At 65.3% G+C, this 19442-nt stretch carries 20 protein-coding genes and 1 tRNA gene; 10 read left to right on the plus strand and 11 right to left on the minus strand.

Annotation, left to right across the window (positions count from 1 at the left end):
- Positions 1 to 35 precede the first annotated feature (35 nt).
- A complete protein-coding gene (locus OQ02_RS11435; protein WP_197043292.1) occupies positions 36 to 629 on the plus strand; it encodes a DUF3558 family protein in 594 nt (197 codons plus the stop codon).
- Here the strand turns inward: OQ02_RS11435 and OQ02_RS11440 are convergent.
- Positions 595 to 1782, minus strand: a complete 1188-nt coding sequence (locus tag OQ02_RS11440; protein ID WP_033438340.1) for an MFS transporter — start codon at positions 1780 to 1782, stop codon at positions 595 to 597. The genes OQ02_RS11435 and OQ02_RS11440 overlap by 35 nt on opposite strands.
- Before the next feature lie 62 nt (positions 1783 to 1844).
- Here OQ02_RS11440 and OQ02_RS11445 point away from each other — a divergent pair, with 62 nt between their 5' ends.
- From OQ02_RS11445 to OQ02_RS11455, 3 genes are all read left to right on the plus strand, one after another.
- The gene (locus OQ02_RS11445) at positions 1845 to 2900 is read left to right on the plus strand and encodes a LacI family DNA-binding transcriptional regulator (protein ID WP_033438341.1); all 1056 of its coding nucleotides are present in this window, start codon (positions 1845 to 1847) and stop codon (positions 2898 to 2900) included.
- 126 nt (positions 2901 to 3026) lie between these two features.
- Positions 3027 to 3102 (plus strand) — tRNA-Arg (locus OQ02_RS11450).
- Between the two features lie 110 nt (positions 3103 to 3212).
- The gene (locus OQ02_RS11455; RefSeq protein WP_081915535.1) at positions 3213 to 4799 is read left to right on the plus strand and encodes a tyrosine-type recombinase/integrase; all 1587 of its coding nucleotides are present in this window, start codon (positions 3213 to 3215) and stop codon (positions 4797 to 4799) included.
- Between the two features lie 7 nt (positions 4800 to 4806).
- Here the strand turns inward: OQ02_RS11455 and OQ02_RS43675 are convergent, their stop codons facing one another.
- Positions 4807 to 5961, minus strand: coding sequence for a hypothetical protein (locus tag OQ02_RS43675; RefSeq protein WP_156076984.1), 1155 nt, complete (start codon positions 5959 to 5961; stop codon positions 4807 to 4809).
- A 134-nt stretch (positions 5962 to 6095) separates the two neighbouring features.
- Between OQ02_RS43675 and OQ02_RS11460 the strand changes: the two genes are divergently transcribed.
- From OQ02_RS11460 to OQ02_RS11470, 3 genes are all read left to right on the plus strand, one after another.
- Entirely contained in the window at positions 6096 to 6314 is a 219-nt protein-coding gene (locus tag OQ02_RS11460; protein ID WP_033438342.1) for a hypothetical protein, read from the plus strand.
- Positions 6292 to 6624 (plus strand): hypothetical protein, encoded by a 333-nt coding sequence (locus tag OQ02_RS11465; protein WP_063747044.1) that lies wholly within the window; start codon positions 6292 to 6294, stop codon positions 6622 to 6624. The genes OQ02_RS11460 and OQ02_RS11465 overlap by 23 nt, the downstream gene beginning before the upstream one ends.
- Positions 6625 to 6757: 133 nt before the next feature.
- On the plus strand, positions 6758 to 7165 hold the full coding sequence (locus OQ02_RS11470; RefSeq protein WP_033438343.1) for a hypothetical protein: 408 nt from the start codon (positions 6758 to 6760) through the stop codon (positions 7163 to 7165).
- 246 nt (positions 7166 to 7411) lie between these two features.
- On the opposite strand, the gene OQ02_RS11475 is transcribed toward OQ02_RS11470, so the two are convergent.
- The 5 genes from OQ02_RS11475 to OQ02_RS11495 are packed head-to-tail and all read right to left on the minus strand — an operon-like array spanning position 7412 to position 11316.
- The gene (locus OQ02_RS11475) at positions 7412 to 9562 is read right to left on the minus strand and encodes a cell division protein FtsK (RefSeq protein WP_033438344.1); all 2151 of its coding nucleotides are present in this window, start codon (positions 9560 to 9562) and stop codon (positions 7412 to 7414) included.
- Positions 9559 to 10350 (minus strand): hypothetical protein, encoded by a 792-nt coding sequence (locus OQ02_RS11480; protein ID WP_033438507.1) that lies wholly within the window; start codon positions 10348 to 10350, stop codon positions 9559 to 9561. The genes OQ02_RS11475 and OQ02_RS11480 overlap by 4 nt, the downstream gene beginning before the upstream one ends.
- 14 nt (positions 10351 to 10364) lie before the next feature.
- Positions 10365 to 10694 carry a hypothetical protein gene (locus tag OQ02_RS11485; RefSeq protein ID WP_033438345.1) on the minus strand — a complete coding sequence of 110 codons (330 nt, stop codon included), beginning with the start codon at positions 10692 to 10694 and terminating at the stop codon, positions 10365 to 10367.
- Entirely contained in the window at positions 10691 to 11035 is a 345-nt protein-coding gene (locus OQ02_RS11490; protein ID WP_331281531.1) for a WhiB family transcriptional regulator, read from the minus strand. Before OQ02_RS11490 ends, OQ02_RS11485 begins: the two co-directional genes overlap by 4 nt.
- A complete protein-coding gene (locus OQ02_RS11495) occupies positions 11032 to 11316 on the minus strand; it encodes a helix-turn-helix domain-containing protein (RefSeq protein WP_033438347.1) in 285 nt (94 codons plus the stop codon). The genes OQ02_RS11490 and OQ02_RS11495 overlap by 4 nt, the downstream gene beginning before the upstream one ends.
- Before the next feature lie 151 nt (positions 11317 to 11467).
- Here OQ02_RS11495 and OQ02_RS11500 point away from each other — a divergent pair, with 151 nt between their 5' ends.
- On the plus strand, positions 11468 to 11842 hold the full coding sequence (locus OQ02_RS11500) for a helix-turn-helix domain-containing protein (protein ID WP_033438348.1): 375 nt from the start codon (positions 11468 to 11470) through the stop codon (positions 11840 to 11842).
- 303 nt (positions 11843 to 12145) lie between these two features.
- A complete protein-coding gene (locus OQ02_RS11505) occupies positions 12146 to 13165 on the plus strand; it encodes a tetratricopeptide repeat protein (protein ID WP_231499968.1) in 1020 nt (339 codons plus the stop codon).
- Here OQ02_RS11505 and OQ02_RS11510 read toward each other — a convergent pair.
- Positions 13133 to 13705: an NUDIX hydrolase gene (locus OQ02_RS11510; RefSeq protein ID WP_033438350.1), complete on the minus strand. Its 573-nt coding sequence runs from the start codon at positions 13703 to 13705 to the stop codon at positions 13133 to 13135. The two genes, OQ02_RS11505 and OQ02_RS11510, sit on opposite strands and share 33 nt — an antisense overlap.
- 216 nt (positions 13706 to 13921) lie before the next feature.
- Here OQ02_RS11510 and OQ02_RS43680 point away from each other — a divergent pair, with 216 nt between their 5' ends.
- Positions 13922 to 16114, plus strand: coding sequence for a hypothetical protein (locus tag OQ02_RS43680; RefSeq protein WP_156076985.1), 2193 nt, complete (start codon positions 13922 to 13924; stop codon positions 16112 to 16114).
- A 477-nt stretch (positions 16115 to 16591) separates the two neighbouring features.
- On the opposite strand, the gene OQ02_RS11515 is transcribed toward OQ02_RS43680, so the two are convergent.
- The 3 genes from OQ02_RS11515 to OQ02_RS11525 all read right to left on the minus strand — a co-directional run bounded on the left by OQ02_RS11515 (position 16592) and on the right by OQ02_RS11525 (position 19153).
- Positions 16592 to 17011 (minus strand): YciI family protein, encoded by a 420-nt coding sequence (locus tag OQ02_RS11515; RefSeq protein ID WP_033438351.1) that lies wholly within the window; start codon positions 17009 to 17011, stop codon positions 16592 to 16594.
- Positions 17012 to 17168: 157 nt separating this feature from the next.
- A complete protein-coding gene (locus OQ02_RS11520; protein ID WP_033438352.1) occupies positions 17169 to 17762 on the minus strand; it encodes a hypothetical protein in 594 nt (197 codons plus the stop codon).
- A 92-nt stretch (positions 17763 to 17854) separates the two neighbouring features.
- Positions 17855 to 19153 carry a hypothetical protein gene (locus tag OQ02_RS11525; protein WP_033438353.1) on the minus strand — a complete coding sequence of 433 codons (1299 nt, stop codon included), beginning with the start codon at positions 19151 to 19153 and terminating at the stop codon, positions 17855 to 17857.
- Positions 19154 to 19442 lie beyond the last annotated feature (289 nt).

Here is a 19442-nt window from a genome sequence, read left to right on the forward strand (position 1 = left end):
ACGTGCACAGATCACACCTACTACCGTTGCCGGACGTGACCAGCTCTCGCACGGTGCTCGTGACGGCCCTCGCCCTGCTGCTGTCGGCGGGGTGCAGCTACTCCATCCACGGGGACGCGCTGCCCCAGGCCGGGGTCACACCGGCGACGGCCCCCTCCACCTCGTCGAACGCGAAGTCGGACGCACCGTCGGCCCCTCCGAAGATCGCCAAGCCGCGCACGGTCGCGGGCGTCGAGCCGTGCACGCTGCTCAACGCGGACGACCTGAAGCCGATCGGGCCGTTCAAGAAAGAGCCCGCGCGCAAGGACGACGTGATCCAGGAGTCGTGCCAGTACGTGCTGGAGGACGGCTCCGCCAAGGGGCGGACCGTGGTCGCCGCGCTCTACCAGAAGTACGAGCAGGTGCGGACCCGGCAGGAGAAGGGCCACGAGGTGGTCGTGGAAGGGCACTCCACGTGGGTGCTGTGCGACCTGAGCGGCAGCGAGATGGCGTGCACCGCGACCCTGGCGGTGAACGCCAACCGCAGCGTCCTGGTGGCGATGGCCCAGCCCAGCGGCGTCCCCGACCTGATGCTGGCCGAGATGCAACCGCTGCTCAAGGCCGCGCTGAGTCGACTTCCAGCCGCTTGACCTCACGGGCGCGGGAGCGCCGCGCCAGCAGCACCGCGGGCACGATCAACGCGATCACGCACGCCACGACGCCGAGCGACACCGAGAGGCTGCTGGCGTGCGCGATGCCGCCGACCATCGGCGGGCCGATGAGGAAACCGGTGTAGGCGACCGTCGTCACCAGCCCGATCTCCCGTTCACCGCCGGTGCCGTCCGCGCGCTTGCCCGCGTCGCCGGCCAGGTCCATGACCACCGGGAACGCGAAGGCCAGCCCCAGGCCGACGAACGCGAACCCGACGAAACCGACGGCCGGCACGTCGACCAGCACGGTCAGCGCCAGCCCTGCCGCGGCCACCACCGCACCCGACGCGAGCAGCCGGTACGGGCCGAGGAGGCGTTGCACGGGCTCGCCGAACATCCGGGCGGCGGCCATCGCGATGGAGAACCCGGCGTACGCCGACGCGGCGGCGGCCTCGCTCAGACCCCGTTCACCGACGAAGAACAGGGCCGACCAGTCGGACGTCGCGCCCTCGGCGATCGCGGCGAAGAACGTGATCACCGCGAGCAGCCACAACAACGGCCGCTTGAGCACCGGGCGGTCGTCCGCCGGGGTGTCGGCGGTCTCGCCGTGCACGCCCGGCACGGCCCTGATCACCACCGCCATCGTGATCGCGCCGATGACGGCGACGGTGACGAGGTGACGGGTCAGGCTCCAGCCCGCGCTCGCCGCCGCCGCCGCGCCCAGCGAGCCGACCAGCCCGCCGACGCTGAAGCCCGCGTGGAACTGGGGCATCAGCGGCCGTTGCAGGCTTCGCGTGACGGCGACCGCGGCGACGTTCATGCCGACGTCCATCGACGCGCTGCACGAGCCGAGCGCGAACAGGATCAGGCCGAGTTGCAGCGGTGACTCCGCGAGCGTGAGGCCCGGCACGGCCAGCGCGGTGACCACCACGCCCACGATGATCAGCTTGCGCGCGCCCACCTTCGCGCACATCCGGGCCGCGATCGGCGCCGACAGCGCCAGGCCGATGCTCGCGCCGAGCAGGGCGAGGCCGAGGGTGGCCTCGGTGGCGCCGACCTGCGCCGACAACGCGGGCATGCGCGCCGCCCACGACAGGAAGAGCACCCCGTTGAACAGGAACACCGTGAAGACGGCGAGGCGAGGCGTGGGCATGGTCCCGAGTGTGACTAGAGCGCTTCAGTACGTCCAACGGATTACCTGGTTACGCTCATCACGTGGACCGCCCTCGCAAGCCGACGCTCGACACGGTGGCCGGTGCGGTCGGTGTGTCGCGCGCCACGGTGTCCAACGCCTACAACCGGCCGGACCAGCTGTCCGCCGCGTTGCGCGAGCGGATCATGGAGACGGCGGCGTCGCTGGGGTACGCGGGCCCCGATCCGGTGGCACGCAGCCTGGCCACCCGGCACAGCGCGGCCGTCGGGTTCATGCTCGGGCAAGGGCTGTCGGCGTCCTTCGCCGACGCCGCGTTGTCGATCGTGCTGGACGGGTTGGCTTCGACCGTGGACGGACACGACCACTGCCTGGTGCTGATGCCCGGGCGTGACAAGGGCGGACCGCGACCGGAGACGGTGGCGCGGGCGCAGGCGGACGTCGTGGTGGCGTACTCGCTGCCGGACGACGCGCCGGCGTTGGCGGCCGTGCGGGCGCGTGGGCTGCCGATAGTGGTGATCGACCAACCCGCGCTGCTGGACACCGCGCGGGTCGAGGTGGACGACTTCGGCGGGGCGCGGCTGGCGGCGGCGGCGTTGTGGGAGATGGGCCACCGGCGGTTCGGCGTGATGACGTTCGCGCTGCACGCGGACGGGCACAACGGGCTCGTGTCGCCCGTGCGGCAGGCGTCGACGTCGTTCCGGGTGAGCCGGGACCGGTTGCACGGCTACCTGGACGTGACGGGGGCCGGCACCCCGGTGTGGGAGTGCGCGCGGAGCAGCCGTGAGCTGGGTCGGGCGGGGGCACGGGCACTGCTGTCCGAGTCGCCGCGACCGACGGCGCTGCTGTGCGCTTCGGACGAGTTGGCGTTCGGCGCGTTGCAGGCCGTTCGGGACTTGGGGCTGCGCGTGCCGGCCGACGTCTCGGTCGCCGGTTTCGACGACGTGCCCGCCGCCGAACACGCAGACCCACCGTTGACTACTGTGCGTCAACCCCTGGCCGAGAAGGGGCGCCAAGCCGGTGAACTCGCGCTGCGCCTGCTCGACGGCGGCAGACCGGGAGAGCCGACAAGACTGGCGGTCTCGCTCGTTTCGCGCGACTCGACAGCCCCTCCAAAGTGATCCACATCACTTTTAAGGCATCTTGATCACTCTTCTGGTGCCTCGACGGAAACGCACCGGGTCTTCCGGACGATGTGTCCGGTGGGGCGGCTACGCTGCTACAGCGCGTGGTCAACAGCCCCTCCAGCCTCCGTAGCTCAGTGGAGAGAGCGAGGGACTTCTAATCCCGAGGTCGCAGGTTCGAATCCTGCCGGGGGCACCAGCTAGACAAGCCCCTGACCTGCAAGAACAGGTCAGGGGCGACAGGTAGTGACGATCGTGTACACGTTCGTGGAGCCACACGTGGAGCCTGAGTGCTCCTAGACTGGCTCCATGAGCCCTCGTAAGACCCCCGCGAAGGCTGCCCAGCGCGGCGAGATCCTGACGCTGCCAAGCGGCTCGCTGAAGGTCCGTGTCTACGCCGGCAAGGACTCCTTGACTGGCAAGAAGCACTTCCTGACCGAGACGATCTCCCACAAGCTCCCCGACTACCGCAAAGTCGCGGAGCGAGCGCGGACGAAGCTGCTCAACCAGGTTGACGAACGCCGCGCCCCGCGCACGAATGCCACCGTCAACATGTTGATGGACAAGTATGAGCAGAACCTGAACGTCGATCGAAGCACCGAAATCAGCTATCGCCGGAACATCCGGCTGCACATCCGCCCGTTGCTCGGTGACCGGCAACTCGGCAAGGACCTGCACGGTGAAACGTGGGACTCCTTCAACGCCACCCTCAAGCAGTGCTCGAAGCACTGCGGAGGCAAAGGCAAGTTCATCGAGCACCGCAAGTCGGGCGAACACGAGTGCACGGACAAGTGCAAAGTGCACGCCTGCGAAGGGTTATCCGACTCCACCATCCGCAAAATCTACTCTTGCTTGAGCGGTGCCATGAAGCTCGCGCTTCGGTGGGGCTGGATCTCAGTCAACCCTCTGGACGTTGCGACGCAGCCCAAAGCGCCGCAATCGAAGCCGCATCCTCCGTCCACCGAAGAGGCCGCGATCATCGTCAACGAAGCGTTCAGGGACTTCGCTTGGGGGATGCTCGTGTGGCTGACGATGGTGACAGGGTTCCGACGCGGTGAACTCTGTGGCGTGAGGATCGCTGACGTCGACTTCACTCAGCGCGCACTCACCGTAGAGGTAGCCGTAGGCCAGGAGGGAGGCGAAACCTGGGAGACTGATCCGAAGGATCACCAGAAGCGGCGAATCGCACTGGACGAGGCGACTTGGAGTCTGCTGCTCATCTACATCGAGCACATCAAGGAGATCGCCGCAGAGGCCGGTGTGACTCTGGCACCCAAGGGCAAGTTGTTCTCCCGGTCCATTGACCACAAGACGCCACTGAAGCCGGATTCCGTCTCCCAGCGCTACTCGCGCATGTGCAAGCGACTTGAGGTCCAGACGAACCTGCACGCGCTACGCCACTACAGCGCGACCGAACTCATCGCGGCAGGGGTCGACCCCAGGACGGTCGCAGGCCGTCTAGGGCACGGCGGGGGCGGCGCAACGACGCTCAAGGTGTACTCGGCGTGGCGGTCGGAAGCCGATCAGCGGGCAGCGTCCACCTTGACCGGTCGGATGCCTACGCCGCCGATCGCGCTGGATCGAAGCGGTAAGGCAGTCTCAACACTTGAGCCGAAAATTACCGGGCCGTACCGGAAGATCGCTGCTGACCTTCGGGGAGCCATCACCTGCGGTGCGCTCCGCCCAGGCGACACACTGCCGACCGTAGCCGAGCTGACTACGCGGTACGGCGTGTCAGCGGGCACAGCGAATCGCGCAGTCGCCGAACTGAAAGCAGCCGGGTTGGTACAGGCGAGTCGCGGCAAGCGGCCGGTCGTACTCGACCCCTCGGCCGCAGCCTCCCAGTCCGCAGAAGTTGTCCAAATTACGTCGAACCGGAAGGCGCGGCAGGGATGAAGTCGAATCAACCGGCTAGCTCCTCCAATCGCCGCCGCTGCCGAACCGACCCGACTCGCGCGGCCAGAATCCGCGCACGTTCAGCGTGAGTGGATGCTTGGCGACGTTCACCAAGTCCTGATAGCACCTGCACCAGGTCCACTCGCACGGCCGTTTCCGCTCGCGCGAATTCTGGGTTCAACTGGTCGAGCACATCGGACAGCACGGCAACAGCCTCAGGCTCGCCGAGTCGTGCGAGCGCGCTACCTCGCCACCTGGCAAGGTGTGTTCCGTCGAACACCAGGTAGGCCGCTTCTGTGTTGCCGGGACGAGTCGGCATGAGTCGCCCTGCATTGTCGAACGCGTGAAGGCTGCCGTCACGATCGCCAGTTGCGGCCAATGCTTCCCCATGACCGGCGAACAGCCACGAGGCGAGAAGTCCGGGGGCATGATGTTCCGCGATAGCGCACGCATAGCGGGTCAACTCGACTGCGGATCGCGTCTCGCCGATGTCGAGCAGAACAACCGCTTGACCCGCACAGGCGTACGCCTCCAGAGCGCTGGATTCGGCGACGCGTGCCGCGCTTCGGGCCTTGTCGTAGTGCTCCCAGGATTCGCGGAGCAATCCTTGATCGAGTGACTGCCAGCCGGCCAGCGTGCACGCGTCCACCAAGACGCGCGCGAGCGCGATCCTCGACCGTTGGTCCAGGACGTTGCCGAGCAGGCTCCACATCTGGCTGATCTGGGCGCGGAGTTCGCCGAGCAGTGCCGACCCACCCAATCGGCGATCAATGATCCGAGTCAGGTCGAGCTTCTGCTGAAGTAGCGAGATCGTCTGTTGATCGACCGCTCGTCCGGAGGTGATCCGTGCCCGCAGTTCCAGCGCCTCCCCTGACCACGACTGGACCTCGGATGGTGAGGGCTTGGCGGGTTTGAGCAGTCGGTCGATCGGGACGCCGAGCATTTCCTCAAGCAGTCGCTTGGTGCCTGCCCGTACCGGCCCCAGTGGTCGGCCGTCGGCGCGTTGGCCCGATGCCAGGCGGTGGACGTGGCGGACGCTGAGCGTCGCGTCGATGCCGTGTTCGTAGGCGAACAGGGTGGCCTGTTCGCTGAACTCCTCTGCTGTCAGCCCGCGCTTGTGGAGCAGTTCGCCCAGCAGTGTTCGTCCGTGCCCTGACGTCATCGGTTGATCTCCATATCACCAATGTCAGCGCTGACCAGTCTATGCCCCCATAGGTCCCGCTGGGGCGCTGGCAGGTCATTTGCTTCCACTGGACCAGCGGGCAAGCTGAAGTCAGCGATTCGTCAAGGACGGTGGTGATCGTGGTGTGGAGTGGGCTTGCGAGCGATGTCGGCGGGGTCGCGCTGTTTCTGGTGTGGCTCGTGATCCCCCTTCTCTACCTCGTCGCTGTCGGCAGGCGATACGTGCGGCAAAGCCAGGAGAACGCACAGGTGGCGGTCCGGGCGCGCGACGAGGTGTGCCAGATCCGCGAGGAGCACAGGGAAGGCAGTCATGACCTTGACGCTGGTGAGTGACGGTGACCGGGGTGAAAGCGGGGAGCGGCGTGCGTCGTTGTTCGATGACCCGAAGATCGTCGCCGAGGTCCAGGAGCTGGTGAACGATCAGGCACCGCGTCTGTTCGCGGTGGTGCGGGAGACGTTCGAGCCTGAGGACGTGCAGGTCGCGGCGTGGGGGATGACCACCCGCAAGGGTGTCGAGGTGTTCCCGGTTCACGGGGGTGCGCACATGAGCCTTCAGTCTGCGGAGAACGCTCTGATCTTCTTCCGCGCCGGCGGGCGGGCGGTTCCCCGAGTGGTCTGGGTCGGGGGCGACGGTGGGAAGTAGCGGCCTGGCGAGTGCGCTGGAGTGCGTGGAGCGTGGATGGCCGGTGGTGCCGGGTGCGCTGTGGATTGATGACGCCTATGTCGATCCTGTGACGAACCTCGACTGCGAGTCTTTGGCCCTGTGTCTACCGGCTATGGCGACGTCGGACCCGGAGTTGGTCCGGCGGTTGTGGCCGGTGCTGGAGGACGGAGTCACGCGTTCGACGCTGGCCGTTCTGGGGCCGGAGATGGTCGCGTTCGCGGTGGAACCGGAGCGGGGACGGCGGGTGGTGATCTCCGGGCGGTTCGGTACTGCTCCCACGCCGGTGGTGATGCTGCCGCTTCCGGCGGCCGGGCTGATGGTGGAGTTCGCGGTGTTCGTGCTGTCGTCCGTGGATGGGTTGGACGAGAAGTTCGTGATTCCGGCGGGGGCGACGTTGCCGCTTCCTCCGGTGGTGGTCGAGGGGTACGAGGCGCGGTGGCTGGTGTCGCCGTTCGAGTGCGAACGGCTGATGACCGGTCCGGAGTTGGCACGTCTGCTGAAGACCTCCGACCGGCGTTAGCAGGATCGGACGGTTGGTGCACGGGTGCCGCTCGCCTCCCTCTCCGGCACCCGTGGGACGGAACGGCCGTGTGCGAACCATCCACCCGGATGGCACCGCACACGGCCGTTTCGCGCTGTCCGGGACGGGTGGCCCGTCCCATGCCCCACCCGTCACAAGAGCCCGTTTAGGCAGGTCAAAGCGCATATCGGGCGTGTCACAGCGGGTGTGACGGGATACCAGGCTTGGGACGGGTTCGGTGACGGGTCAGTCCTCATCCTCGATCACCTCGCCATCCACGACGGTCCCGTCCCTGACTGCGCTCAGCGCCGCACGGATGTCCGCGACGAGGTAGCCGCGCACCTGCCGCACACCGTCATCGGTGGTGATCCGGTCGCGCTTCGGTCGGCACCCCACCTCGCCCATCCGTAGCCCGAACGCGGTTGGCTCGACAGCCAACGCGGCCACGAGTTCCGCCGTGGGAACGAAGTCCCGTCCACCGGGGTGGAGATCGTCGCCGAGGTAGTCCACAACGGACGCCAGCAGTTCCGGCACCTCCGCTTCCTCCGTGCGTTGGACCGCTGTCCCGATCGCCTTCGCCACAGCGGCGTGGTCGAGCGCCGGCTGGCTGTCCTGTCCGGCCGCATGGCCGCTCAACGTGCCCTCCGCTTCTCTGAGCGCACGCCCTCGGGAGCAGATGGTTCGCCAGTCCTCGTTCGGCATGTAGTACGTGCGGACGGTCGTAGCGAGCACGTCTGCCCCTGCTGTGTTCTCCCCGTCCGGTCGGAGGATGCCGACGCCCTTGTGCGTGGCGAGTAGCCGGCTGCTGTCGTAGCCGCGTGTGTTCATCTGTTCACCCAGGACGATGTTGCTGTCGCGCCAGTCCATGACCCGCAGCGCGAACCGTGAGCCGAGCACCGCCCGCAGATTGCTGGGGATGGTCTTGCTGTCGGGGCGTTGGGTTGCCAGGACGAGCACGATCCCTGCGGCCGGTCCCTTGCGGGCAAGCCACGTCAGCAGCTCGCCCACGTACTCGCCTGCGGTGAGCTTCTTGTCCTGCACCTCCAGTGGTGTCCGGTCCTCCAGCGGGATCTGCACTTCGTCGACGACGATCGCGGTCACCGGCATGTCGAGGTCCGGGTCACGGGACATGGCCGGGGTGATCTTCGATTCGGGGCACACCTCGTCGTCGAGGTCCTGCATCCTGCGGTAGCGGCCCTGCACCTCGGCGACGAGTTCCACCAGCCAGTCCACGAGCGTCAGGACGTGTTCCGGTTCGTCACCGGCCATGAACCGATGCGCCACCCGTCCCGCCGCGTACCAGTCCTTCCCCGCCTTGAAATCCGCCACGTAGAGCCGCGTATACGGGTCCAAGATCAAGCCCGCGGCTGCCAACCGTGCCGCGAAAGTCTTGCCCTGCCTGGGAATCGCGCCTACGAGCAACGACGTCCACACCAACGGCAGATCCACCCGCCGCTGCCGCGCGTCACGCCCGAACGGCACCGGCCGCCACGCATCCCACCGCTCGACGCCGAGCAGTGGCGTCCGCAGCGGAGGCGACCCGTACGGGTCCTCATCGGCGACCCACAGCGCGACCCTGCCCGCGTGGCCGCCATTGCCACGCACCCGCTCCACGATGAGCTGTACCTCGTCCACCGCGAGCGCCGACGCCAACGCCTCCCGGTTCTTGACCACATCGGCCGCTTTACGGGTCGCGGGCAGGTCCACTGTGACCGCCCACCCGTCACCCTGCCGCGTGGCGCGCTCGACCAGCCGCAGACTCTCGTCCTTGCCGATGAGCTTGGCGTCCCGAAACGCGTCCACGAGCACCTGCGGGTCCATCGTCCACGTCAGCGTCCGTGGTCCGGCCAGTACCGGTGTGCGACCCGGTGAGCCGTCCTTGCGGCGGCCGAGCACCGCCAGGACCACCGCGACCACCACGCCACCTGTCCACAGCACCCGATGCCCGTAGACGAGATCGAGCACCGCGACCACCACGCCAGTGGCGATGAGAGTGGCGCCGGTGACCTTCCACCGGAACAACGCCAACGCCCGGATGTCGGTGAACTTGTCCGCCAGCTTCTCCGACTGCTCCGCAGCCGCCCGGAAGTCGGCGACCCGAACCCACGACCGCCACCACCGCAACGCCACCACCAACCCCCGCACCACCGCACCACCGCACCGGAACGGCGACCGCAGCACCGCCACCACGAGATCCCTGACGGCCTGCACCACCAGCCGACGCGACTTCATTACGGCGGGCACACGGGGCGAACGCTGCCACCAACCGGCGACCCGCCGCGCCCACGACCGCCGCTCCGTTCGCGGCTGGTCGTTCACGAACTCACCGTCAAGGACCGCGTTCACCAGGTCACGCCGTGACGCCTGCACCGGCAGCGAACCGCTCTCGTCGTTCATGACAACCCACCCCTGCCGAGTTCACGCGTCAGCGTGGCCGCCAGACGTGACGACAGCCCACGCGAGCACCCCGTGACCTCACGGACCCAAGACGGCGTCACCGTGGTCCCTGGTGCCCACGCCGCCCGTGCTGACACCAGGTACTCGGCGAACGTCGTCCGACTGCCGGCGCGCTTACTCTTGGCGGCCGGTCGCGGTCGGGGTTCATGAACGGCTACCGGCATACTGCGGTCGGCTTCCATGAACGCTGCCGACACAGCCTCCGTCAGCTTGTCCCGCAGGTCCGTGACCGCCTCCGCAGCCACGAACACCACCAACGGCGGAACCGAGTGCAGCACGACACCCGACACCGAGCCGGCCGCGTACGACGCCCACGTGTTCATGACGTACGTGGCAGCGAGCGTGAACCACTTCGCCCGCCGCACCCACGGCCCCGTCCGCACCCGATACCGCGCGGTCACCTGCTCCGCCCGCAGGATCGCCAGCAACACCAGCGACACCGTCGGATCAAGCAGCCACGCCGCCAACCACGGCAGCGACCACACCGACGCATCACCGGCCGCGAAGTGCTGGACGTTGGTCATCGTGAACCCCAGGCCCAGGACGATCCCTGCCCAGCACAACCGGTCCACCTGCGCCCGCACCCGCTCGACCCGCAACGCCACCACGTCCGGCCGCGCCTGGTGCGCCCGCAACTCCGCAGCCTCAACCGCCTCCCGCGCAATCCGGGCCGCCGTGTTCTCGTCCGGCGCGGCGGGTGGCCGCCCGAAGGCGACCACCCTTCCCACACCCTTCGGTGTGCTCACCGTCGATCACCCCTGCGACGCGGACCGTCCACCGCAGTCACCGTCAGCGCCTTCGTGAGTGTGTAGCCGGAGAACAACGCCGGCAGACCCAACACCACCCACAACAGCGTGGAGTCCCGACCATGGGTGACCACCAACCACTGAACACCCACGATCACACCGGCCGTCACCACCACCCGGCCCGTGAGCGACAGCAACCGCGCACCGGCACGCGCCGTATCGGCGGCAGCCTTCGCCCGACGCGAACCGGCCCGCCACACCATCACCAGTGCCAGCAGCACACCCACACCAGCGAGCACCTGGGTAACCGTCAGATTGATCGTCATGACGACGGCCCACCCATCCGGCTACGCCGCGCCCGCCACACCGGGTACAGGGCGCGCCGGTCCTCATCGGACAGGCCACCCCACACACCGACCGTGCCAACACCGGCCGTACGCAACTCCAGTTCCAAGCACGCACGCCGCGCCGGACACTCCGCACACAACCAGGCCGCCAACTCCCGATCCGTCAACTCCTCGTCGTCCCACTCCGGCGACTCGTCACCCGACACCAACCACAAGCACCGGCCATCCCGCGTGACGATCTCCAACAACACCTCATCCGGTACCGCCGCGAAGCGGTCGAGGTCCGCCGCAATCACCTCGTAGTAGTTCTCTCCGTTCACCACGAGGCACCCCCGGTCAGCCGAGCGACCTCACGGGCCGTCCGACGCTCGGCAGCCATACCGACCACGTCGACCACTCCCCCGGAGTCCACCGCCCTCCGAGCCATCTCCTCGACCGCCTGCGCCGGCACGACGTACCGGGTTCGGACACGAACGGCAGGGAAGGCGTCTTCCCGAATCGCCCGGTACAGCGTTGACGGAGCGATGCGCATCAAGCGCGCGGCCTCTCGCACCGTGTAGAAGGTGGGCGAGCCAGCGCCCACGCCAGTTGTCTCAGCCATTGGTTCCGCCTTCGAAAGACTGATTTCACCGCTCGAAGCGCTGACATAAGCGTTGATTATCGGTCAATAGACGCTGATATCAGTGATAACTCCGAAATCGGCCTGAACCTCGCGCTAACGTCGGCGCTGAGGGCGGCGCACGGAGGCGGACGTGAAAGAGGATTGGTCGGCAGTCGCGGAGGCAGTCAACGCCCGCGCGGCCGAGCTGGCTTTGAAGCAGCGCGAACTTGCCGAGAAGTCGGGAGTCTCGCTGGCGATCGTGCGTGAGATCCAGCAAGGCCGGATCGAACGTCGCCGCAATCCACGCACGCTCGAAGCGCTGTCGATCGCGCTTGACTGGCACCCGCAGCACCTGACAGCGGTTCTCAACGGCCAGAACCCGCCGGAAGCAGACGCGACCGCAGCACCGGTCGACAACCCGGTAATTCCGCTGCTTAACACCATCATCCGCGAGATTCGCGGACTGCGCGCCCAACTCGGGACGCTCACCAACCGGCTTGACGACGAAGCGCGAAGAAAGGACTGATTCGCGGTAGTCGTTCGGCGGCTTCTGTGTCGCTGTCATGGCAACAGCAGACAGCCGAACAGGGGGACGCAATAATTGTCAGCGGCTAACGCGCCCCATGTTAGGTCGAGTTAAGTTCGCAGGTCACGGCCTCAGGGAACGGGGGAGAACGTGCCAGGACGAGCACGAGGTGACCCGCCGGTCACGCGGCTACAGGCCATCCGCAGGGAGTCCGGACGCACGCAAGCCCAGGTCGTCCGCTACTTCCTCACCAGAGGCAAGACCCTAGGCATCGCAGTAGCCAGCGAGTCAGCACTATCGGTCATGCTCTCCCGCTGGGAGAACGGCCGCGTAGAAGTAACCGACCCCGGCTACCAACGCCTGTTCCGCGAGTTCTACGGCCGAACCAACGAAGAACTAGGCTTCGCACCGGAACGTCAGAATGAATCCGCCGAAGAACTCCGCGACCGCTTGATAGTCGCACGCAACATCGACCGTGAAACCGTGGACCTGTTCCAACGTCAAGTCAACGACCTGCGCAATTCAGACAAACGGTTCGGCGCGCTGGTCGTTCTAGACCAGTTGAACAGCCTCGTCCGCCAAATGGAGAGCGTCAAGACGTTTAGCGTCAGCACCCAACACCGCGAACGCTTGGCAGCCATCCTCACCGACGCCCGAACCCTAGCCGGCTGGACAGCACTCGACCGGGGATCACAACTACAGGCGTGGCAGTACCACGAGGACGCCAAGGTATCCGCCCGCGAAGCAGACTCGCCCTACCTCCTGGCACACGCCGCAGCACAGCAAGCCGTGATCCTCCTCGACATCGGTGAACCGACCGCAGCCGTCGAGCTGCTGGAGTACGCACGGTACGTAGCCGAGAACCGCGCACCGTCCCTCCTGCGGACATGGCTTGCCGCCGCACACGGAGAAGGACTCGCAGCGGCTGGACTCCACGACGAGTCCCTACGCGCATTCGATGAGGCACAAGGACTTCTGCCCTCGGACCCGGTAGACCCCGAGCTGCCCCACCTACTCCTCAGCGACGGTCACCTTGCAAGGTGGCGAGGCAGCGCCCTAGTACGCCTAGGCGACCAGGACGCCATCGGCAGCCTCGAAGCGGTAGCGCGAGAAATGGAGACCTCCCCGCGCTCAACCATCCGCGCCCAACTCCACACCTACACAGACCTAGCCTTCGCCTACGCCGCCGCAGGCGACAGCAGAGGCGCACTGGCCTGCGCCGCCAAAGCCCGCCAACTAGCCACCCGCATCGGCTCCGACCGCCAACGCCAGCGCCTAGCCAAGCTGCAGCTACCCGAGGTCGGCCGAACCGGCATTGCGTGACGCCAAGTAGAACAACAGTGGCACAATCGCCCCAGATCCCAACACCTCACCACGCTTGATCAGATCCAGCATCTGATCAACCGGAATCCACTCGATCCGCGCGGCTTCCTCACCATCGGTGGGCTCGCCCACCTTCTCAGCGTTCCGCCAGATGTAGGCATTCACCGGCGCGTCGACCATGCCAGGCAACGGCTGAAACGTAGCCATGTGTTCAGGCTCGCCGACCGGCCGCCAACCAGTCTCCTCTACCGCTTCCCGCGCAGCCGTAACTGCCGGATCTTCACCTTCCTCAACCAGCCCACCAATGAGTTCATAACCCCATTGGTCAACAGCAAACCGATATCGCCACAGCGTCAGCACCTCTTCGCGCTCGTTCAGAAGCAGCGCAACCGCTACATGATGCAACTTGACAACGTGATGTTCAAACCGACTACCATCGGGCGGTTCAACGTCAACAAGGTTAACCTTGACCCATTCATTGTCGTAGACGGGCCGCTCGCCGTAGACTGTCCATTTGAGTCCTTCATGGAGATCTGCCATGTGTCATATGATACGGCTTCATATACAGCTAGAGAAGTCGCTGTCAGCCATCGGCCACACTCTGAAAACTGCCGTACACGACTTAACACCAAAACCGAAAGATCCTCGCAAATCGTACACAGGCCACCAGGTGCAACTTGCTGTAGCCACCCCCAAGCGCTAAGTAGTGAACATGCAACACTTACCCTGCCGCCTGCAATACGGTAAGATATAGTGATGGCCGACACATTCGCTTTGAAGGAAATAGCCAAAAGCTTGCCCACCTGGTCGGGGGATGCACCAGTTATAGTCGCTCAACACGACGGGTTTGTGGGGACTACAACACCAGATGATGCGTATGTGTGGCCAGATGCGACTACAGAAGAAGATATCACCCGCCAACACATTGTATTAATTACAGCTCCGGGTGCGGGTGGCAAGTCCGCAGCAGCTCGCGCTTTGGCACACCAAATTAACGCACCTCTAGTCGACTTAGCACATTTGCAAGTTGGCAGTAACACATTGACCGGACTCTTACCTAAGGTTCTCGGATGGAAAGAAGTACATAGATTCATCGGCTCACTTTTGGCCGGCGAACGCTCAATCGTGCTAGATAGCCTAGACGAAGCACGCCTGCTGGCCGGAAGGAACAACTTTCAAGCTTTTCTGAAAGACCTCGCCGAGTTCATGAGTGAGGCAACTCCAAAGGGTCAGGTTGTAATCCTTGGCCGGCGCGAAGCGATTGAGGATGCATACCTCATGCTTAGCGAAATGGGCGTAGTTACCTCCATTTCTCGAATTCATCCACTCACACATGCCCAAAGCGCAAGCTTGATCGACAAAACGCTTGACCGCAAGAAAGTTAGTAATGAGAAAATATATCGAGTTCACAGAGAACATCCTGGGCCGTTCGCAACATTTAGAGACAACGTATTTACCGAACTCGCCCAAGCTTTGGGTTTTGACGGGAACGATCCGAGCGAATATTGGACACAAGCAGAGAGCTTTCTCGGTTACCCACCCGTTCTTCTGGCTCTCGCCGAACGGCTAGCCGTCGATAACCCAAAGAGCGAAAAGGGAATCACAAACCTGGCGGGCAGCAGCTCTACGGCTGTTACTCGCGGTAGGTTGTTGCGACAAATCGTCGAAGGAATCCTCGATCGCGAAAGTGAAAAAGTTCGTCCGCGAATCGCAAAAGCCCTCGGATTGCCAGACGACAAGGCGACGGTTCTGTATGGCCGCGAAGAGCAGACCTTAAGGATCTTGCGGGTAATCCTTGACGGCAAATTTGAGGTCGTCTACCCAGCAATCCTTGATTCGGATGAGCGCATCGCGTACGAAGATCAAATTGAAAGCTTCGTGAATGACCATCCGTTTTTGATCGGTCGGAAGTTTTCAAACGCCGTATTCGGAGACTATCTACGCGCGTTCGTCGTAACTTCTGAAACGATCGACGTCGTCGGTATAGGCAAAGAGCAGCTACTGTCTCAATGCGCACCGGAAGGTCCTTTCTACGCGCACTTCCTGTTCGACCTAAGTCCACAGGTTCGCCTGCCTGAGATGTCTATTACGATCGCAGAGATTGTCGACGAATCACTAGTAGACGGTATTATAAGGTCGCATCTACTTGCCGCGAGCGGGACTTCGACTGTTACCTACTACAGCGAAGGGAACAACGCTGCGATGCTGACAGTAGTCGACATGCCTGAGAACGCCACCCTCAGCGCTGGATACAGCATGTCGTTCGGAATTAGAGAGCCTGTAGGGATTCTTGAACTAACAGCACCTCTTTCAAACTGCATGATTTCGGCGAATGCTGCCGTTACGATTTCATCTCCTGCAGGTTCGGTGCAATTGGGCCCGTCAGTTATGCTGATAACCCGGGAGTTGCAAATCGAAGGTGAGCACATTATTGCAACCGCCGGGCCAGACGATGAGGGCGTCATGATTTTTGCTCGGGATGAGGCAAGCCATGATCCTCATTTGAAGGTGGCCGCATACCCGGCTGACTGCCTCACAGCGCATTGGCCTAATATGTGGTACCAGTGGTCCAGTTACAGCATGGAATTTCCGCAACTGGGCGCGTACATCGACTCACAGGCAGCGTACCAGGTTTTGTTTTGGATTCGACGAGTGCTGACTTCCATGAAGGGAAGCACCAAAGAAGCACCATCGGTTTTCGGAGAGCTTCTTGATAAGCTCATCATCGGAACCAATCCGATCGCCCGCGCCACCCTCGAAGCGCTTATCGAGGTCGGTGTCGTTATGCGCGAAAAAACTTATTACCGCTTGCAGCTCGATAAGCTTAAAGAATTTAAAGTTAACTACGCGGCACTTCGCGATCACGACTTCGCAAAGGCACTAGAACTCCTTCAGAAACGAATCGTTAAAACCGATGCAATTCTTTCTGTATTGAGTCGACCCGCCTAACAAGGCTGCGGCGTCAGACGTGATCCGTAATTGAACGCGCCTGCGTCACAATCATGAAATTAGCATCGTGCTCATAGGCGGTCCTGGCCGCCTATGAGCACTCAATCACGCGCTTATTAATAAGCTACTGCACTCAACTAGTCTCTGTTGACGATCGACTTCATGACCTCAGACCACCGATTCTCGTGGAGCCTCGCGTGGAGCCAACTAGAGGTTCACGGTGGCCCCAGAGGCACCAGAGAGACGAGGCTCCACACTAAAAGTGCTGGTAGAAACCTATGAGATCGAAGTCACAGGCACTTCTAATCCCGAGGTCGCAGGTTCGAATCCTGCCGGGGGCACTCAGGCGCTCGTAGCGCCGGTGGTGGCCGATCTACCTCAAGATCGGCCCACACCAGAACCACCTGATCGACAACCGCGCGGCCAGGCACGAGCGCCTGGCCGACGGCTTCCGGCGCGAGGTCGCCGGTGACGCGCTCAGAGCTGGCCGGTGGCCTCGCGCCACGCCCGCTCCTTCTGGATCCACTCGTTGTCCTGCGGGAACTCGTCGATCGACGCGACGCGGCGGATCTCGGCCTTGAACCCCGGACCGCTCAGGGGCGACCGCCTCGCCCACTCGACGGCCTCCTCCTTCGACGTCACGTTGAGGATGTAGAACCCGCCGAACAGCTCCTTCGTCTCGCCGTACGGCCCGTCCGTCACCACCGGCGGCTCGGCGGAGTAGTCGACCACCACTCCCTCCGCCGCATCGGCGAGCCCTTCCGCGGCGACCAGCACACCGGCCCGGATCAGCTCGTCGTTGAACCTGCCGACGGTCTCCAGCATCACGGTGAAGTCGATGTCGCCCATGCACGCGAAGGCCTCGTCGGTCGCGCGCATGATCAGCATGTACTTCATGGTTCGTCTCCTCGGGCTTCAAGGTCCCCTTCGGACCCGCTCACCCCCAGGTCGAACGGCGAACGCGCCGGATCGACAGACGCGCCGAACTTTCCGCAGGACTTCGACGGCACGCCGTGGTGGTGGGTGGGCCGCGTCGGCGACCCACCCACCGGGCTCAGCTGAACCTGGCCCGAACGGACTGCCGTGCGACCTCCAGGTCACCGACCACCAGTCGGGTGAGGATGGTCTTCGCACCCGATCCGTGGTCCGCGGTGTCGAAGGCGAACCGCCAATCCGCCACGCCCTCCGCCCGACGCCAGCCATCCGCGGCGGGCGTCCGGTTGCGGTCGACGACCTGCCACTGGACCTGCGCTTCCGGTGCCACGGTGAACTCGTTCGACGCCACCTGTGACGTCGTGCGGTCGCGCACCGCCCGTGCGAACACCGTGTGCGTGCCCGGTCGCAACGCGCCCAGCGGCGCGGTCCACGTCCCGGTCTTCCCGTCCAGCGCCGCCTCGATCGGCGAGCCGAACTCGGCCACCGACGAGCCCGCAGCGGGTTCGGTGATCGTCACGCCGAACTCCAGTCCGGTCGGCGGGAGCGCGGCGGGCCGGACGCGGACCTTCGAGGCGTGCGCGCCCTCGAAGCCGAACGCCCACGAGCGCGCACCGACCAACTGCACCTGGAACGTCAACTGCTCCCCGGTGAACGCCGGACGCGTCGTCTCGAACGAGAACGCGTACTTGGTCCAGCACCCCCTGGTAGACAAGCAAGGAGTAACAGTTACGCCCATTTGAGTGACCGGCATTAGCGTTAACGGCGGCACTTCTGTACGCCGGGTGCCGCAGAGGACGCAGCCCGCTACACCGGGCGGGCGGAACGGCAGCTGGTGGCGCGGCAGCCCCAAGCGGCGGCCGTCGAGCCGATGGTGACGAGCGCGGCGTGCGCCAGGAACCGGTCGCGCTTCGCGCGTTCGTCCAGGTCCGCGCAGCCGCACGGGACATCGGGCTCGGCCTGCTCGTCGTGCGCCAGGCCCATGTAGCCCAACGGCACGCCGAGGCCCTTCGCGATGTCGGTCAAGGTGTCGTACGACTCGACCTTGGCACCGGTCAGCACGCGGTCGACGTCCTCCTCGGGTTGGCCGGTCAAGGCGGCGATCCGATCGGGTGTCACGCCGTGGTGGAGCAGGAGCAGGTACACGGCGCTGATGTCCCGCAACGCCAGCGCGGCGCGCATCTCCTGCTGCTCCCACACGTCGGGGACGTCCGCCCGGATTCGCACCGGCCGCACGGCCCGCTCGTCGACGGCCGGACCCGGCGCGGTGGCGGCCTGCCACTCGGCCCACGCCCACTCCGGCTCCACCGACGCGGCCAAGGCCAAGGCGTGCTGGGCAGCGGACAGGGCAACACCCCGCACCGCGTTGCGGAAGCTGTACGGCAGGGCCGTCGAATTCGGGATGCCGCAGGCGGAACCGGCGAGGATCGCGGCGATCGACTCGCTCGACGGCCCACCCCGCCAGTACAGCTCCAGGACGTCGTCCACCACGATGCCGTCCAGCCACGCGGCACCGCGCCACAGCGGCAGCCTGCGCAGCACGCCGCTCATCAGGTCGACCGGCAGCACCGGCGGCGAAGCGGACTCCAGCGGATCGAGGGCGTCGCTCATCGCCAGCCTGATCGGCAGACCGGTCGCGACGGCCCGCCGCCACCGTTCCCGCGTCACGCCGAGCAGGCGCAGCTCCCCGTCGGGTGAACGCAGGTCAAGGTGGTCCCGCCCCGGGTGCACGCGCAAGCCCGGCACACCCCGGAGCCGACCGCCCACGACGACCGGCAGCACGTCGGCCAGCAGGTGGTCCAGCGCCGCTTCGTGCACCTGGAGGGCGAGCGCCGGCGAATCCGGCCGCACCCGGCTCACCACGGACGTCGGGCGCAACGCGCAGCCACGTCTGCGCATGCCCGCCATCGCCCGGTACGCCGCGTCGAGGAACGCCGCCTCGAACCGGCGTTGCCCGGACGTCCGCGCGCCCGGCAACGGCGAGCTGGAGAGGTGCGAGCCGGCCGCGTGTGAACCGGACGCGTGCCAGCCGGACCGGCGCACCATGTTCGGCGTCTCGCCGGTGCAGCAGCAGCGTTTGACCAGGTGGGGGGAGAGTGTCGACACCAGGGACCTCCGTGGCCGCCGCCCGGTCGACACCACCGGGTTCGCCGTGCCGAACCGCGGGAACCGGCTGGGAATACGGGCACGTCGGTCGGACGCGCTCTGGAGGCACCCACTCCATCCGGGTCAGGAGGAGCCTCGGTGGCAGCCGCACCTGCCAGGTCACAAAACTACAACAGCCGCCATGGCCGACGGGGTTCGACCACTCGAAGGTGCGAACGATCGGGATGCCGGTCCGCCGAGTGCCGCGGGCCTAAGATGCAGGGACATACCTGCACTACAGGGGGTCGAG

It is taken from the genome of Saccharothrix sp. NRRL B-16314, from assembly GCF_000716595.1.
Taxonomy (GTDB): domain Bacteria; phylum Actinomycetota; class Actinomycetes; order Mycobacteriales; family Pseudonocardiaceae; genus Actinosynnema.

What these genes read in the sequence shown, in the direction of transcription:
- OQ02_RS11440 (WP_033438340.1), bottom strand. Translation starts at nt 1,782, where the DNA reads ATGCCCACGCCTCGCCTCGCCGTCTTCACGGTGTTCCTGTTCAACGGG.
- OQ02_RS11455 (WP_081915535.1), top strand. Translation starts at nt 3,213, where the DNA reads ATGAGCCCTCGTAAGACCCCCGCGAAGGCTGCCCAGCGCGGCGAGATC.
- OQ02_RS43675 (WP_156076984.1), bottom strand. Translation starts at nt 5,961, where the DNA reads ATGACGTCAGGGCACGGACGAACACTGCTGGGCGAACTGCTCCACAAG.
- OQ02_RS11465 (WP_063747044.1), top strand. Translation starts at nt 6,292, where the DNA reads ATGACCTTGACGCTGGTGAGTGACGGTGACCGGGGTGAAAGCGGGGAG.
- OQ02_RS11470 (WP_033438343.1), top strand. Translation starts at nt 6,758, where the DNA reads ATGGCGACGTCGGACCCGGAGTTGGTCCGGCGGTTGTGGCCGGTGCTG.
- OQ02_RS11475 (WP_033438344.1), bottom strand. Translation starts at nt 9,562, where the DNA reads ATGAACGACGAGAGCGGTTCGCTGCCGGTGCAGGCGTCACGGCGTGAC.
- OQ02_RS11485 (WP_033438345.1), bottom strand. Translation starts at nt 10,694, where the DNA reads ATGACGATCAATCTGACGGTTACCCAGGTGCTCGCTGGTGTGGGTGTG.
- OQ02_RS11495 (WP_033438347.1), bottom strand. Translation starts at nt 11,316, where the DNA reads ATGGCTGAGACAACTGGCGTGGGCGCTGGCTCGCCCACCTTCTACACG.
- OQ02_RS11505 (WP_231499968.1), top strand. Translation starts at nt 12,146, where the DNA reads ATGCTCTCCCGCTGGGAGAACGGCCGCGTAGAAGTAACCGACCCCGGC.
- OQ02_RS11510 (WP_033438350.1), bottom strand. Translation starts at nt 13,705, where the DNA reads ATGGCAGATCTCCATGAAGGACTCAAATGGACAGTCTACGGCGAGCGG.
- OQ02_RS43680 (WP_156076985.1), top strand. Translation starts at nt 13,922, where the DNA reads ATGGCCGACACATTCGCTTTGAAGGAAATAGCCAAAAGCTTGCCCACC.
- OQ02_RS11515 (WP_033438351.1), bottom strand. Translation starts at nt 17,011, where the DNA reads ATGAAGTACATGCTGATCATGCGCGCGACCGACGAGGCCTTCGCGTGC.